The sequence below is a fragment of the Brachybacterium nesterenkovii genome (genome assembly GCF_900163655.1).
Lineage (GTDB): Bacteria > Actinomycetota > Actinomycetes > Actinomycetales > Dermabacteraceae > Brachybacterium > Brachybacterium nesterenkovii.
Genome location: NZ_FWFG01000068.1, coordinates 34,499 through 49,360, shown reverse-complemented (window position 1 = coordinate 49,360; position 14,862 = coordinate 34,499). Strand labels below are relative to the sequence as shown.

The window sequence follows — 14,862 nt, the reverse complement described above, 5'->3', positions numbered from 1 at the left end:
GATCAGATGCCCGCGGCTCCGGTGCCGTCCCCATTGCGTGCGTTCCCATCAGACTCGTCATCGGCGCCGTCCGGTTCGCCGCGCATCGGGTGCGGGCGCCGGAGGACAGGCGCCCGTGACGTGTAGGTGTGGCCCGTCGGGGTGGTGACGACGAGGATGGGCGGGACGCCATGCGTGCCAGGCGGGCCAGGCGGGCGTGCGTCGTCGATGCCGGGTTCCGCACCCGCGCCGACAGAAGTCTGCGCACCCTGATCATCGGCCTGACCAGGTGCTATGTCGGGTCCTGACCGCGACGCCGCGGCATCCGATGGCTGTCCCGGAGGCACCGGCTCGGGCATCGTTCGGGTGCTCCAGCCCGGCATCTCGACGGCCAGGTTCCACCGCTGGCACACACCGGCCCCGTTCTCCGCGCTCGTCTCGCCGCCGTCCGCGTGACGGTGGACGTGGTCGATGTCCCGGACGGGCGCATCGCAGAACGGGCCCCGGCAGTGCTGGTCGCGGAGCCGGATGAAGCGCCGCACCTCGCCGGTGAAGAGCCGTCGGCGCGGCTCGGCCCCCGTGAGCCGTCCGGACGCCGGGTCGGTGTAGAGACGGCGGATCCAGCGAGCAGCGGAGCCGTCGACACCGCCGAGGACACTGCCGTCGCTTCCGTCACCGCAGGCCGTGTCGCGTCCCAGGGCGATGCGCCGCGCGACGACGGCGGGGATCGGGAAGCCGTCGATGCTCGCGGCATCGGAGGCACCGGCGAGCAGGGCCGTATCCGTCATGAGCAGCTGCACCTCGACACCGATGCGCTCAGGGTTCTCGAGACCGGTGGCCCGCGCGACGAGAGCATCCGCCATGATCTGACCCATGCTGCGGGGATCACCCGCGGTGCGCAGCGCCTTCGCGTCCCGGTGCAGGGCCGCGTACACGCCCACGCCGTCCCGCGTGGGCAGCAGGGCGGACAGACGCACCATCCCGTCGGCCGCGGGTCGCACCGAGACGCACCGCTGCGATTTCGCTCGCTCATTGCGGCGCAGGGCCGCGAGCTGGTCGAGCTCGTTCGCGCGAGCCCGGGCGAGGCGCCCCGCGCGCTGCGCGGTCACCTCCGGCAGGCGGTCGGCGATATCCGTATCGACCCGGGCGCGGTCCTCGTCGTCGAGGACGATCACGGCCTTGGCGACCTCATGCGCCGACCATTCGCTGATCCGCCCGGCCGCCAGGTGGGCGAAGGTGCACGGCAGCGTCTCGACGACGACGCGACGCAGGGCCAGCTGATCGGCGGCGGTCTTGGGGCTCATACGGCGGGCGAGCGCGATCTGATCAGCGACTCCCCTGCCCAGGTCCTCGCGGGGGACGCCGGCCGCACGCTGGGCGGCGATCTGGGAGTCGCGGAAGTCGACCTCGAGGCGCGCCTGGGCCGCCGCGATCATGCCCTTCATCCGCTCGAGGGCGGCGATGGCGTCGATCCGGTCGGCGTCGCTGACGGCACCACGGTCGGCGTCGCTGACGGCACCACAGCTATCAGCCTGCCCCGGCGCATCGGGCTCACGGCCGGGACACGGCAGATTCGACCGGCACAGGGCCTCCACGGCCGCAAGGGCACGGGCGACCAGGCCGGTCACCGTGTCCGGCACGGAGTCCTCCAGCTCCCCTGGAAGGGACGAGGTCGCCCCGTCTCCTGAACCCCTCATCAGCATCATCGGTCTGCACCTCCTCTCCTGTGTCCTGCGCCGACACACCTGCCGCGCCCGCCATTCCCGTCCAGCAATGCATTGACCGTATTCGACCCCACTGACGAACGAAGCCCATGCGACGGAACTGCAGACTTTTCCACAGAATGTCTTTTGCCTCGCGGTTTCATCTGGCCCTCAGCGCGAATGCGGCTGCATGCATCCTCGCAGGCAGACGGCGTAACTGCGCTCGCACACCCTCCGGTTCCATATCTCCTGCTCGGCATTCCCGGTGTGGAAAACTGGGAATGTGGAGGAAAGGCCGCCGGTTTCCCTCGAGGGAGCCAGGGATATATCGACCTCGGCGCTCGCGGCATCCCCGCAATGGCCACGCGACGATCATGCGAGCAACAGCCACACGAGCAACGGCCACGCGAGCGATGGCTACGCGAGCAACGGTCACGCGACGACCACCTGACGCACTTGCAGTGCACACGCCGAGCGCAGCGCCAGCGAGCGCGAAGTGCATGACCAGCGACAGCGGCCACCACTGCGTCCCGAGCGCCAGCGAACATGCAGGGGCTGTCGGGTACCAGCGCCGCACCCGTGCCCCGAGCACCAACCCGCACGCAGGGGCCGTCGGGCGCCAGCGCCACTCCCGTGTCCCGAGCGCCGCGAGTCCCGCATTCCGAGGTCCGCACCCCTGCCCCGAGCACCGCCGTTGCGCCCCGATGCCGCCCCGTGTCCCGAGCGTCGCCCCTCGTGTCCCGAGCACCGCCCCGCTTCCCGAGCACCGACCAGACCCCGACGGCACGCCCCGGTCCGAATAGACTGAGCGTCCGGCGCCTCCTCACGAACGACCCCGCCTCATGCGCCGGTCGAGCAGGAGCAGACGTGCACCCAGAACCCGACAGCACCGCCGCAGCCGCGCCCGTGGCGACCGCGCCCGACGTCGCCGCGGCCACCGCAGCCGCATCCGCCTCATCGACCCACGTCTCCACGGACACGCCGTTCCGCTCGCGCGTGGGCCTCCCGCCCGGCCCGGTGTTCGCGGCCCTCGGCCTCCTGAGCGCCCTCTACTTCGCGATCACCGGCACGGTCTGGGCCGTGACCGGTGAGTTCACGCGCCTGGGCGGGCACGTGGTCGAGCTGTTCGACCCGACCGTGCCGCAGTGGGCGTACTTCGCGGACGTCGTGCACCTCGAGGGCGACCCGCTCTCGCGCACGGACGGCTGGATCGTCGTGGCGATGCTCGGCGGCTCCCTCGTCGCCGCCCTCGCCGCGGGCGACTTCCGCCTGCGCGTGCCCGAGCTGCGGCGGCGCCTGGTCCAGGCGTTCGTGGGCGGCATCGTCGCCGGCTTCGGCGCCCGCATGGCCTTCGGCTGCAACCTCGCCGCGATGTTCACGGGCATCCCGCAGTTCTCCCTGCACGCCTGGGTGTTCACGGCGATGACCGCGCTCGGCACCTGGCTGGGCGTGCGGCTGATCCGCCTGCGCTGGTGGCAGGGGCCGACGATCCCCCGGCCCGCGGTGGCCCGCACGGCGATGACGCCCGAGGCCAAGGCCCGTCGCCTGCGCCGCCACCGGGCGACCGCGGCGATCATCGGCCTGGGGCTGCTCGCCGCGACCGTCGGCTACGCGCTGACGGGGCGCCCGATGCTCGCCGTCGCCGTCGTCTTCGGCACCGCGTTCGGCGCGCTCATCCAGCGCGGGCAGATCTGCTTCACCGCCGCCTTCCGCGACCTGTGGGTCACGGGCAAGACCAAGCTGGCCGACGCCCTCGTGCTCGGCCTTGTGGTCGCGACCGTCGCGACGTTCATCGTCCTGCAGGTCACCGGCACCGCACCGCTGACCAAGCCCGTCGGCTGGCACACCGTGATCGGCGGCGTCCTGTTCGGCCTGGGCATCGTGATGGCGGGCGCCTGCGAGACCGGGATGATGTACCGCGCGACGGAGGGGCAGACGTCCGCGTGGCTCGCGTTCATCGGCAACATCGTCGGCGCGACCGTCCTGGCCTACGGCTGGGACCACTGGGGCATCCAGCGCACCCTCGTCGCGGGCGCCCCCAAGATCGACCTCCTGACGACGTTCGGGCCCTGGCCCGCCCTCGCCCTCTCTCTGGCCGCGCTCGGCGCCTGGTCCCTCGCCATGCGAGGGATCCGCACTCGCCGACGCGCACGACTGATCAGCATCGAAGGAGCACGATGAGCACCACCGACGACACCGCCCGCCCCGCCCCCGAGTTCGAGGTCGACCTGTGCGGGGAGTCCTGCCCGTACCCCGTGATCCGCACGCTCGAGGCGATCGACGCGCTCGAGCCCGGTGCGCTGCTCGAGGTCGCGACCGACTGCCCGCAGTCCTTCCGCAACATCCCCGACGAGGCCGTCGCCTACGGCAGCCGGATGATCGGCGAGCCGATCCGCGAGGGCGCCCGCATGAGCTTCCTCATCGAGGTGGGCGAGCGGCCCGTCGATGCGAAGGCCGCGCGGAAGCGGGCCGCGCAGCGCGCGACGCCGGGGGCCGATGCTCCGGGCGCGACGTGCTCCACGGGCACACAGGGCTCCGCGGGCGCTGCAGGGGCCGGCTCCGATGCGCCGATCGCCGTGCCGCGTCGCGGACTGCGGGGGCTGTTCGGGCGACGCGCCTGATCGCGTCACGGGTCGGCCCGGCGCACAGGCCGGTCGAGCCGAGCGCCCGCGCCGGTCGAGCGACGAGCCGACCGCACGAGCGCCGCCCCGTCGACTGTCAGCCCCCCTCGCTACCGTGACGCCCATGTGGCAACTCATGGACCTGATCAACGGGCACAAGAAGGAGATGGTCGCGCGCGAGGACGCCCTGCCCGGGCGCGACGCCTACCCGTACCCCCTCGCGCGCGAGCACGCCGTGCTGGGCACGGACATGCTGGGCCCCGACGCTCCGACGGACCCGATGCCCTGGCCCGCCGACACGGAGGAGATCGTGCTGGCCGGGGGCTGCTTCTGGGGCATCGAGCGCATCGCCTGGCAGGTGCCGGGCGTGCACACGACGTCGGCGGGCTACGCGGGCGGCTGGACGCCCCACCCCACGTACGAGGAGGTGTTCTCCGCGCAGACCGGTCACGCGGAGGCCGTGCGGGTGATCTACCGCGGCGGGGAGGCGACGCTGCGCGCGCTGCTGGAGCAGTTCTGGTCCCAGCATGATCCGACGACCGCGATGCGCCAGGGCAACGACGTGGGCACCGAGTACCGCTCTGCCGTCTACTGGACCGGCCCCGTGCAGGGCGATATCGTCCGCGAGAGCGCCCGGCGCTACCAGGAGGCGCTGGACGGCGCCGGTCGCGGCGCGATCACGACGGAGCTCCTGCCGCTGGCCGAAGCGGGCTGCGGCCGGTACTTCACCGCGGAGGCCGAGCATCAGCAGTACCTCGCCAAGAACCCGGGCGGCTACTGCAACCACGGGTTCAACGGGGTGGCGTGCTCGATGGGGTGACGTCCGCCTCGCCCGGCTCCTTCGGCCCCTCCCCGGGTGGACAATCGGTGAACAGGTGACGCGCCGCCGCGATGATGCGACGGGCGCGCGGCATCCTGGACGCCCCACCCTTCCCCTGCCCGCCCGTTCGAGAGGTCGCTGACATGCCGACGAGCAATCCCCTGGCCCCGGTCCTCGGCTGGCTCCATAAGGGCTACCCCGAGGGGGTCCCGCCCAAGGACTTCTATCCCCTGCTCGCGCTGCTCGCGCGCACGCTGAGCGACGAGGAGCTCGACGAGATCGTCGCCACGCTCATCGACGAGAGCACCGACGGGCCGATCCACGAGCGCGACGTCCACCAGGCGATCGAGCAGGTCAAGCAGGCGCCGCCCAACCAGTCCGACGTCCGCGACGTGGCCGCGCGCCTCGCCGCCGCAGGCTGGCCCCTCGGGGACCCCGACGCCCCGCGGCTCGGCGAGCGCAGCCCTGCCGCGGCGGGCGCCTTCGGCCGCAGCGTCGAGGACGCGGAGGCCGTACCGGATGCATCGAGCACGGTGGCCGCGCCAGATGCATCGAGCACAGGGGCCGCGGCGGATGCACCGAGCGCGGTGGGCACATCGCGCGCAGGGGCCGCATCGAGCACAGCGGACGCTGACGGCGACGACGGTGCAGACGGAATCGTCACCGGCACCGCTGGCGCAGCAGGCGCCGGCCCGGCGGAGAACCCCGCTCCCGGGCTGGTCCAGCGCATCTCCGACTGGTTCGACGTCGGCTTCCCCGAGGGCGTGCCCGCGACCGATCGGGTGCCGATCATGGCCCTGCTGCGCCGCCGCCTCACGGACGAGGAGGCCGAGCAGATCGCCCGGCGCCTCGAGCGCGAGGCCGACGGGCAGCCGGTCGCGGCATCCGCCGCCGAGGCCCTCATCGACGAGGTCACCCACGACGGCGCGACGCCGCACGAGCTCGAGCGGGTCGCCGCACGGCTCGCGGCGCGCGGCTGGCCGCTCGCATCGGACCGTCGCGAGAACTGAGAGCGCGAGAGCTGAGAGCAAGGGCGCACGATCACGGGCTCGCCCCGGCCCGATAGGCTCGGCGGGTGCCCGAGCCCCGCCCTGTCGCCGCCCGCGACGACACCGCAGCAGACATCGCTCGCGCCGACCGCGACGACACCGCTGACGGCACCCCTCGCAGCGCCGTCTCCTGGATCATCCCCGTCCTGATCGCCGTCGCCGCGACCGCCGCCTACGGGACGCTGTCGACGCTGCAGTGGCGCACATTGCAGGCCCCCAGCTGGGACCCGGGCATCTTCTCCGAGCTCGCGAAGGCGTACTCCCGGCTCGAGGCGCCGATCGTCCCCATCAAGGGCGACGACGTGAACCTGCTGGGAGACCACTTCCACCCGATCCTCGTGCTCCTGGGGCCGATCTGGGCGATCTGGCCCTCGGGCCTGGCCCTGCTGTGGACCCAGGCCGCGCTGTTCGGCGTCTCCGCGATCCCCCTCGCCCGCCTTGCGATCGAGCGCCTGGGCACCGTGACCGGCACCCTCGCGGGCATCGCCTACGCCTTCTCCTTCGGCCTGCAGAGCGCCCAGGACGTGCAGTTCCACGAGATCGCCTTCGGCGTCCCGATCCTGGCGATGTCGCTCACGCGCCTGCTGCGCGGGAGGGTGCTGTCCGCCTGCATCTGGGGTGGCCTGCTGGTGTTCGTGAAGGAGGACCTGGGCCTCACGGTGCTCATGCTCGGCCTTGTCATCGCCCTGCGCGGCCGCGCGCACCGGCTCGAGGGCATCGGGCTGGCCCTGTGGGGCGGCGGCTGGTTCGTGCTGTCGATGTTCGTGATCCTGCCGCTGCTGAACACGGCCGGGCAGTACGACTACACCGACAACCTCGGCTCGCTGTGGGAGGTCTTCGTCCCTCTCGACAAGTGGCAGACGGTGGTGATGCTGATCCTGCTGGCGGGCTGCGTCGGCCTGCGCTCCCCGCTCATGGCGCTCATGCTGCCCACGCTCGCGTGGCGCTTCACCGGCACCGTCGAGTTCTACTGGGACTGGTACTGGCACTACAACGCCGTGCTGATGCCGATCGCGCTCGCGTCCCTGCTGGACGTCGCCCCGCGCCTGCGTCCCTGGAACCGGGCGGTCGCGGTCATCGCGAGCCTCGGCGTGACGGCGATGCTGGCCGGGTCGATGCCGCTGGCCGATCTCGTGCGGCCGGCCAGCTGGGAGCCGACGTGGCGCGCCGAGCCCGCGCGGGCCGCGATGGAGGCCGTGCCGGACGGCGCGACCGTCGCCACCGACATCACGCTGATGTCGCCGCTGGTGACAGACCACGACGTCCAGTGGACCCACGGCCCCAACCGCCGCGTCCCGCAGTGCGTGCTGACCGACCAGTACGCGTTCTCCTGGGGCACGGCCCCGCCGACGTCGACGGCGGCCTGGGCCGACGAGCACTACGGCCAGGCACCGGGCACGTTCACCGAGACCTTCGCCGACGGGGGCTTCGCGGTCGCGTGCCGGTAGCGGAATCCCTCCCTCACAGCGCGCTGGCGCGGCGCGCCCGGCGGCCCGTCGCGTTCTCCCCGGCGCCCTCGCGCCGCATCCGCGCCGACTCCAGGCGCAGCTTCCACGGCGAGATCCGCTCGGCGAGCAGGGCGATGCGCAGGGTGTGCCCGAGCGCCCGGTTCAGCGAGGCCCGCGGGATCGCCGCGAGCTCCCGCTCCCGGCCCGCGAGCTGATCCGCGCAGCCCGCGGCCGACCACCAGGCGGCGACGATCGCGACGTTCGGGTGCGCATCGAGGATGGAGTGGCCCAGCCCCGGCAGCTCCAGCAGATGCGCACCGGGGATGCGCCCGGCGAGGTCCCGGGCGATCTCCGGCGGCGACACCAGATCCTCGGCCCCGGCGAGCACGAGCGTCGGCGCGGTGATCCGGCGGCTCAGGGCGTGCAGGTCGAACGGCTCCCCCGCGAACGGCGCCGCGTCCGCCACCTGCTCGGCCAGCAGCGCGAGCGGGTCGAGGTCTCCCCCGTCGGCGTGCGAGCCCATCCCCAGCTCGGTGCGGGCGATGCGCGCCACCAGGTCGTTCTCGAAGACGTAGGGCGTGGACTGCAGCCACTCGCGCGTGAGCACCTCGCGGATCGAGCGCCAGGTGAGGGCGCCGCGGCCCTGGGCGAGCAGATCGACGAGGTCGCCGACGGCATCCGGGCCGCCGTACTCGTGGACGGCCGCCAGGACCGGTCCCGCACTCGGGCCGTCGAGCACGCCGTCCTCGACGAGGCCCCGCAGCACCGAGGCGATCGACGCCGTCTGCGGGTCAGCGCCCTCCCAGTACAGCTCGCGGAAGCGGCGCTGGCCCACCGCCTCGTCGTCGGCGGAGGTCAGCGGGGAATCGAGCACGAGGGAGTGCACGCGCTCGGGATGCTCGGCGGCGAGGATCTGAGCGAGGGCGGCGCCGTACCCGACGCCGTACAGCACCGCGCGCTCCACGCCCGAGCGGTTGAGGACGGCCAGGACGTCACCGACCACTTCCGCCAGGCGCATGGCGTCCGCGGGCAGGTCGCGACCCTCCGCGTCCAGGCGGGACAGGCCCACCCCGCGGTGCTCGACCATGATCACGTCCAGCCCGCGCATGGTCATCATGCGGCGCAGCACGTCGTAGGGCAGCACGGAGGCGAGCTCGGGGCCGTCGGGGAGGATCACGATGGGCGGCAGGCCGCTGCGCCTGCCGTCGCGCCCGGCCCCCGCCCGCGCGTAGCGGAGGGGGAACAGCCGCGGGTCGTCGGCGCTCACGGGCCGGTAGACGGTCATGAGGTCGTTGCGGATCTGCAGCAGCTCGTCCTGGCCGCGGCGGTCGGCGATGTCCACGAGCGGCGGGCGCACGCCCCGCGGCTCGAGCGTCGCGGCGTCGTCGGCGTCGTTCGCACGGCGGGTCGCGTCGGCCTGGCTCATTCCCCGGTCCTTCCGTCGATCAGCTCGGTCACGGCATCGAGATGCCCCAGGTGGCGCCCCGTCTCCTCCACCATATGGATCAGCACCCAGCGGACGCTGCGCCTCTCACGCGCGCCGCGGGCCTCGTCATCGCCCTCCCGACCGGCGAGGATCGCCCGCGAGGACGCGCAGGCGGCGGCGTAGTCCTCGAGCGCCGCGTCCAGCGACGCCCCGCGCTCGAGCCGGAACTCGGCGCCGTCCTCCCCCGCGCCCGGACCTGCGCTCCAGCGGTAGCCGACCTCCTCGGACGGGACGGCGCCGATCACGGCCCCGAACCAGTAGCGCTCGACGTCCGCGAGGTGGCGGACCAGGCCGATCGGGCTCGTGAGGGAGCCGAGCGGGGACTCCGCGGCCTGCTCGTCGGTCAGCCCCGCGCACTTGTGGTGGACGGTCGCGCGCAGGAAGTCGAGGAAGCCGCCGAGCGTCTCCATCTCGCCGCCCAGGAGCGGCGGGTCCGGCCGGTCGTCGCGCGGATCCTCCTCGACCGTCTCCGGCTCCGGCGGTGCGGCGGCGGCCTGCTCGGCGGCCATGCGGTCCATGAAGTCGTCGAAGGCGCCGTCGTCGGCGGAAGTCGCGCCGTCGGCAGCCGCGCCGTCGGCGCGGTGGGTCGGGGTCACGGCGCCTCCCCCGGCGAGTCCTGCACGTCGCGTGCGACCGCGGCATCGGCGCCGATCGTCCGCCACAGGAACGCGTGGACGAGGGCGCTCATGCGGGCGGCCTGCTGGTTGCTGGCCGCGCCGCCGTGTCCGCCCTCGATGTTCTCCCACAGCCGCACGTCCGCGCCCAGGGACTCCAGCGCCGCGGTCATCTTGCGGGCGTGGCCGGGGTGCACGCGGTCGTCCCGTGTGGAGGTCAGCAGGAAGGTCGGCGGGTACTCGGCGTCGGGATCGAGCAGGTGGTACGGGCTGAAGGAGCGGAGGAAGTCCCAGTCGTCGGTGTCGGGGTCCCCGTACTCGGCCATCCAGCTCGCGCCGGCGAGCAGGTGGGAGTAGCGCTTCATGTCCAGCAGCGGCACCTGGATCACGATCGCGCCGAACAGCTCGGGGCTGCGCACCAGCATGTTCCCCGTCAGCAGGCCGCCGTTCGAGCCGCCGCGCACCGCCAGATGGGAGGGCGAGGTGACGCCCCGCTCGATGAGGTCGGCCGCGACGGCCTCGAAGTCCTCGTAGGCGCGGTGACGGTTCTCGGTGAGCGCCGCCTGATGCCAGGCGGGGCCGTACTCGCCGCCTCCGCGGATGCACGCGACCGCGTAGGTGCCGCCGCGCTCCAGCCAGGCCTTGCCGGTCGCCCCCAGGTATCCGGGGGTCATCGAGATCTCGAAGCCGCCGTAGCCGTACAGCAGCGTCGGCTGCTCCCCCGGCGCGGTCGGCTCCTCGGGGCCGACGAGGAAATAGGGGATGCTCGTGCCGTCGGCGGAGGTCGCGAAGTGCTGGGTGGCCACGAGGCCGCTCGCGTCGAAGCGCTCGGGGGCCGACTTCAGCGTCTCGGGCTCGCCCGGCGCCTCGCCGCGGGCGATCGGGGCCAGGTCCGCCAGCTGCAGGGCCGCCGGGCGCAGGAAGTCGGTGGTGCTCAGCCACACCTCATCGGATGCGTCCGCGTCGACGGCCGCGACGCCGATCGAGCCCGTGAGCTGCGGGAACAGGTCCTCGCTGATCCAGCGGCCGTCGCTGTCGCGGCGGTGCACCTCGAGGCGGTGCACGACGTCCTCGAGGATCGTCAGCACCAGCAGGTTCTGGGTGATCGTGAGACCCGCGAGCGAGGTCGAGGGCGTCGGCTCGAACAGCATCGTCAGGCGGCCCGTGCCCGCGAGGTGCTGCTCGAGGTCGCCGACGACGAGGGACCCGGCGGGGAAGACGTCGTCGCCGACGCTCCAGTCGCTGCGGGGCAGGAACGTCACGAGGTCGCGGTGGGCGCCCACCTCGCAGTCGCGCGGGGCCTCGACCGTCACCAGCTCGCCGTCCTCCCGCACCAGGATCAGGTCGTCATCGTAGAAGGCGCGGGCCCGCACGATCCAGTCGCGCTCCCAGCCCGGCGTCGCGTCGTGGACGCCCGCCGCGACCATGTCGGTCGCATCGGCCTCGAACACCAGCTCCGCGTCGGCGAGCGCCTGGCCGCGGCGCCAGCGCCGCACCTGGCGCGGGTAGCCCGACGTGGTCATCGTCCCCTCGCCCAGGTCCGTGGCCACCCACACGGTGTCCTCGTCGATCCACGACATCGACCCCTTGGCCGCGGGCCGCACGAAGCCGCCCTCGGACTCCGGGACGAACGCACGGGTCTCCAGGTCGAACTCGCGGGTCGTGTCCGCGTCGGAGCCGCCGTGGGACAGGCTCACGAGCGCCCGCCGGTACGGCTCGCCCTCCGCGGGCCGCAGCAGGCGCGCGCCGTGCCACACCCAGTCCTCGCCCTCGGCCTCGTTCAGGGCGTCGACGTCCAGCAGCACCTCCCAGGCGGGATCGTCCGTGCGGAAGGAGTCCAGCGTGGTGCGGCGCCACAGGCCGCGCTCGTGCTCGGCGTCGGTCCACACGTTGTACAGGTGCGCGCCGCGCGCCGTGACGCCGGGGATGCGGTCGGGGGCGTCGAGGATCTCGAGGATCTCGCGCTCGAGCACGGCCGACAGGCCGTCCGCGTCCAGCTCCTCCTCGGCGCGGGCGGTGCGCTCGCGCACCCAGTCCAGCGCGCGCTCGCCGTCGACGTCCTCGAGCCACAGCCACGGGTCGGCGGAGCCGTCGGGGGCGGGCAGGCCGTCGGTGCCGGGCACGCCATCAGCGGCGGGGAGGTCACCCGCAGCGGGCTGGTCGTCGGGCGCTTCCGGCGCGGGGGTGGTCTGCGCGGTCATGGGGCCGTGAACTCCTTCATGGTCTGCGTCCAGGCCGCCTTGCGCGCGGCGCGGTCATCGGCGTCGGCCAGCTTCTCGTGTCCGATCGCGAGCACGGTGCGGTCATCGCCCTTGACCTGCAGGGTGCCGGCCACCCGGGTGCCGTCGATGCCGCCGGCGCGCCAGTACAGCCAGCGCTCGGTCCGCGAGGTCCGGGGGTTCTCGAGCCCCAGTCCCGCCAGGCGCGGAGCGATGAAGGCCTCCCAGCGCTCCAGGACCTCCTCGGGCGCGCCCGGAAGCGTGCGCGAGATGTTCGCGGTGAACGTCCCCGCGCAGCTCTGGCCCTCGACGCGGCGACCGATCCGCTGCTCGTAGGCGACCGTCACGCCCTGCGCCCACCAGGGCTCGACGCCGTGCTCATCGCCTAGCCGGCGCGCGATCGCGCGGTGCTCCATGGTGCGGGCGCCTGCCGCATCGAGGATCTCGACCCAGCGCTCGAACGTCGTGCCGGTCCACGCCTCGATCGCGGCGGCGCGGGCGGGCGGCGGACCCGCGGGCGCGGGCCCCGAGGGCGTCGGGGCTGCGACGGACGGCGCGGGATCACTGGGAGGCACAGGATCACTGGACGCGGACTTCGACGGTGACGCCATGGCGCCACCCTAGCGGCCGGGGGCGACGGAGCAGCGGGGCGACCGCCGTGCCAGACTGGCCGCATGCGACGCCGAACCGTGCTCAGCGCCCTGCCCGCCGCCGCTGCCGTGCCCGTGCTGGCAGGGTGCTCGGCGGGCGGATCGGGGTCGGCGCCGTCCGATGCCGGCGGCTCCGGCGGCGGGGCGTCCGAGGGCGCGAGCGGTGCGCAGGAGTCCACCGCGACGCCCGTCCCTCCCGCCGCCGAGCGCCATGCCGCCCTGCTCGACGCCCTCTCCCCCGCGCAGCTCGCCGGCCAGCTCGTGTGGATCGGCGTGCCCGCGGGCACGCGGCCCGATCACGCGTCCTTCGAGGAGACCGGCTGCGGCGGGCTGTTCCTGCTGGGCCGCTGGGAGAGCGCCGAGGACGTCCGCTCCGTCCTGGACGACGCCCGGGCGACGGCCGCGGCGGCCGTGGGGATCGCGCCGCTCGCCTCGGTCGACCAGGAGGGCGGGCAGGTGCGGGTGCTGCGGGGCGACGCCGCCGAGAAGACGGCGTCGGCCGCGGACCTCGGCGCCGAGGGCCCCGAGGCCGTGCGCGCCGCCTACGCGACGATCGGCGCGGACCTCGCCGACCTCGGCTTCGCGATGGCCCTCGCGCCCGTCGCCGATGTCGTCGATCCGGAGCTCGGACGCGACAACGCCCCCGTCGGGAAGGTCGAGCGCGGCTTCGGCACCGATCCCGAGGCGGTCGGCGCCTGCGTCGAGGCCGCCGTCACGGGGCTGGCCGAGCACCGCGTCGCCGCCGTCGTCAAGCACTTCCCCGGACTGGGCCGCATCCGCGAGAACACCGACTTCTCCGCCGACGGGATCACCGACGATTCCACGCACCCGGAGGACCCTGCCCTGGCGACGTTCACGCGCGGCGTCGATGCCGGGGCCGTCGGGGTCATGCTCGCGAGCGCCACGTACCCGGCGATCGACCCGGACTCCCCCGCGATGTTCTCGCGCGCCGTCGTCACCGACCTGCTGCGCGGGCGCCTCGGCTTCGCGGGCCTGGCGATGACCGACGACATCGGCGCGGCCGCCGCGGTGAGCGACGTGCCCGTCGGCGAGCGCGCGACCCGCTTCCTCAAGGCCGGTGGGGACGTGGTGCTCACCGCCGATCCCTCGCTGGGGCCCGAGCTCGCCGCGGCGATCGCCGACTGGGCCGCGGCCTCGCCCGCCAACGCCGAGCGCGTGCGCGAGTCGGTCGCCCGCCTGCTCGACGTCAAGGCCGGGCAGGACCTGCTGCCCTGACCTCGCCCGCCGTCATTCCGCGAGGGTGATGAGGTGGTTCACGGGGCCGGCGCCGCCGTGGAACACCTCCCACTCCTCGGCGTTGTCGACGGCGCTCGCCAGGAACTCCTGCGCGGAGCCGATGACGGTGAGGTCGTCGTCCGTCGCGCCGCGGCGGCCGATCTCCCCGAGCTCGCCCTCGCGATCGAACTGGGCGATGCGGGCGTATTGCGCCGCGATGGCCGCGGACAGCGTCGCCGCGGTCCCCCGCAGCCCCAGCTCGATGCCGCCGTCGGCCTGCAGGGCATCGGCTCCCCCGGGGTGCGCGATGACCACGTGCGTCTCGGGTTCGTCGTCCGCGTCCTCGGCATCGTCGGCCTCGACGTCGCCGAGCTCGCCGCGCAGCACCACGGCCGCCGGGCCCAGGGCGCGCAGGCGCTCGGCCTGGTCGCGCAGGGCGAACTCGTCGCGGGCGACCACCTCCCCGAGCAGCTGCGCCGCCTCGAGGGGTCCGGCCACGAGCACATGGGCGCACGGCAGGAGGCGGGTGCGCAGCGCCGCCGCGGCCTCGGCGGTCACGAGCACGGTCTGCTCCTCGTTCACCATCACGACGTCCAGGACGATCCGGCCCAGCTCGTCGGCACGGGTCTCGACGAGGTCCGCGACCGTCTCGGCCGCGGCGGCCGTCGGCAGCAGGCCGATCCGCGTCGCGTCGATCTCGACCTCGTCGAGGACCGCCTCGACCTGGCCGCGCACCAGGTCCGCGCCGAGCGTCCGCGGCCGCACGTCCCCGTCGTCGTCCGGGAGCATCAGCGCGGTGACGGCCGCGGCGCCGTAGACGCCCAGGGCGGTGAACGTCTTGAGGTCCGCGGAGAGGCCATCGGCCCCGCTCGGGTCGGTCGCGGCGATCGAGAGGGCTGTGGGCGGTCGCATCGGGGTCTCCTCCAGTCGGCGGCGGGACCCGACGCTCGCCGTCGCGGCCCTCCCCGCGATTGTGCCCCGTCGGCGCCGCCGCGTCTCCCAGGCCGCGGCTCCCGAGCCCCCAGCCCCGTCCGCCC

The 14,862-nt window shown here is 74.0% G+C and carries 12 protein-coding genes; 6 read left to right on the top strand and 6 right to left on the bottom strand.

Annotated features, from left to right (window positions below; genetic code table 11):
- Positions 1-2: 2 nt before the first annotated feature.
- Positions 3-1,619 (bottom strand): HNH endonuclease signature motif containing protein, encoded by a 1,617-nt coding sequence (locus tag FM110_RS07880; RefSeq protein WP_159458013.1) that lies wholly within the window; start codon positions 1,617-1,619, stop codon positions 3-5.
- Positions 1,620-2,549: 930 nt separating this feature from the next.
- Between FM110_RS07880 and yedE the strand changes: the two genes are divergently transcribed.
- The 5 genes from yedE (at position 2,550) to FM110_RS07850 (ending at position 7,620) form a co-directional block, all read left to right on the top strand.
- Positions 2,550-3,863 (top strand): selenium metabolism membrane protein YedE/FdhT, encoded by a 1,314-nt coding sequence (gene yedE / locus FM110_RS07875; RefSeq protein WP_159458012.1) that lies wholly within the window; start codon positions 2,550-2,552, stop codon positions 3,861-3,863.
- Complete coding sequence (gene yedF, locus FM110_RS07870; protein WP_087104216.1) at positions 3,860-4,303, top strand: sulfurtransferase-like selenium metabolism protein YedF; 444 nt, start codon at positions 3,860-3,862, stop codon at positions 4,301-4,303. Before yedE ends, yedF begins: the two co-directional genes overlap by 4 nt.
- Positions 4,304-4,427: 124 nt before the next feature.
- On the top strand, positions 4,428-5,123 hold the full coding sequence (gene msrA / locus FM110_RS07865) for a peptide-methionine (S)-S-oxide reductase MsrA (protein ID WP_087104325.1): 696 nt from the start codon (positions 4,428-4,430) through the stop codon (positions 5,121-5,123).
- 143 nt (positions 5,124-5,266) lie between these two features.
- On the top strand, positions 5,267-6,133 hold the full coding sequence (locus FM110_RS14280) for a DUF3349 domain-containing protein (RefSeq protein WP_200810196.1): 867 nt from the start codon (positions 5,267-5,269) through the stop codon (positions 6,131-6,133).
- A gap of 65 nt (positions 6,134-6,198) precedes the next feature.
- Positions 6,199-7,620, top strand: a complete 1,422-nt coding sequence (locus tag FM110_RS07850) for a DUF2079 domain-containing protein (RefSeq protein ID WP_234992058.1) — start codon at positions 6,199-6,201, stop codon at positions 7,618-7,620.
- Between the two features lie 13 nt (positions 7,621-7,633).
- On the opposite strand, the gene FM110_RS07845 is transcribed toward FM110_RS07850, so the two are convergent.
- The 4 genes from FM110_RS07845 to FM110_RS07830 are packed head-to-tail and all read right to left on the bottom strand — an operon-like array spanning position 7,634 to position 12,550.
- Positions 7,634-9,046: an alpha/beta fold hydrolase gene (locus FM110_RS07845; protein WP_087104215.1), complete on the bottom strand. Its 1,413-nt coding sequence runs from the start codon at positions 9,044-9,046 to the stop codon at positions 7,634-7,636.
- Complete coding sequence (locus FM110_RS07840) at positions 9,043-9,702, bottom strand: DinB family protein (RefSeq protein ID WP_200810195.1); 660 nt, start codon at positions 9,700-9,702, stop codon at positions 9,043-9,045. The genes FM110_RS07845 and FM110_RS07840 overlap by 4 nt, the downstream gene beginning before the upstream one ends.
- The gene (locus FM110_RS07835; protein WP_087104214.1) at positions 9,699-11,921 is read right to left on the bottom strand and encodes a prolyl oligopeptidase family serine peptidase; all 2,223 of its coding nucleotides are present in this window, start codon (positions 11,919-11,921) and stop codon (positions 9,699-9,701) included. The genes FM110_RS07840 and FM110_RS07835 overlap by 4 nt, the downstream gene beginning before the upstream one ends.
- On the bottom strand, positions 11,918-12,550 hold the full coding sequence (locus FM110_RS07830) for a hypothetical protein (RefSeq protein ID WP_234992057.1): 633 nt from the start codon (positions 12,548-12,550) through the stop codon (positions 11,918-11,920). The genes FM110_RS07835 and FM110_RS07830 overlap by 4 nt, the downstream gene beginning before the upstream one ends.
- 63 nt (positions 12,551-12,613) lie before the next feature.
- Between FM110_RS07830 and FM110_RS07825 the strand changes: the two genes are divergently transcribed.
- The gene (locus FM110_RS07825) at positions 12,614-13,825 is read left to right on the top strand and encodes a glycoside hydrolase family 3 N-terminal domain-containing protein (protein WP_087104213.1); all 1,212 of its coding nucleotides are present in this window, start codon (positions 12,614-12,616) and stop codon (positions 13,823-13,825) included.
- A 12-nt stretch (positions 13,826-13,837) separates the two neighbouring features.
- On the opposite strand, the gene thiD is transcribed toward FM110_RS07825, so the two are convergent.
- Positions 13,838-14,737, bottom strand: coding sequence for a bifunctional hydroxymethylpyrimidine kinase/phosphomethylpyrimidine kinase (thiD, locus tag FM110_RS07820; RefSeq protein WP_087104212.1), 900 nt, complete (start codon positions 14,735-14,737; stop codon positions 13,838-13,840).
- Positions 14,738-14,862 lie beyond the last annotated feature (125 nt).

What these genes read in the sequence shown, in the direction of transcription:
- yedF (WP_087104216.1), top strand. Translation starts at nt 3,860, where the DNA reads ATGAGCACCACCGACGACACCGCCCGCCCCGCCCCCGAGTTCGAGGTC.
- msrA (WP_087104325.1), top strand. Translation starts at nt 4,428, where the DNA reads ATGTGGCAACTCATGGACCTGATCAACGGGCACAAGAAGGAGATGGTC.
- FM110_RS14280 (WP_200810196.1), top strand. Translation starts at nt 5,267, where the DNA reads ATGCCGACGAGCAATCCCCTGGCCCCGGTCCTCGGCTGGCTCCATAAG.
- FM110_RS07845 (WP_087104215.1), bottom strand. Translation starts at nt 9,046, where the DNA reads ATGAGCCAGGCCGACGCGACCCGCCGTGCGAACGACGCCGACGACGCC.
- FM110_RS07835 (WP_087104214.1), bottom strand. Translation starts at nt 11,921, where the DNA reads ATGACCGCGCAGACCACCCCCGCGCCGGAAGCGCCCGACGACCAGCCC.
- FM110_RS07830 (WP_234992057.1), bottom strand. Translation starts at nt 12,550, where the DNA reads ATGGCGTCACCGTCGAAGTCCGCGTCCAGTGATCCTGTGCCTCCCAGT.
- FM110_RS07825 (WP_087104213.1), top strand. Translation starts at nt 12,614, where the DNA reads ATGCGACGCCGAACCGTGCTCAGCGCCCTGCCCGCCGCCGCTGCCGTG.
- thiD (WP_087104212.1), bottom strand. Translation starts at nt 14,737, where the DNA reads ATGCGACCGCCCACAGCCCTCTCGATCGCCGCGACCGACCCGAGCGGG.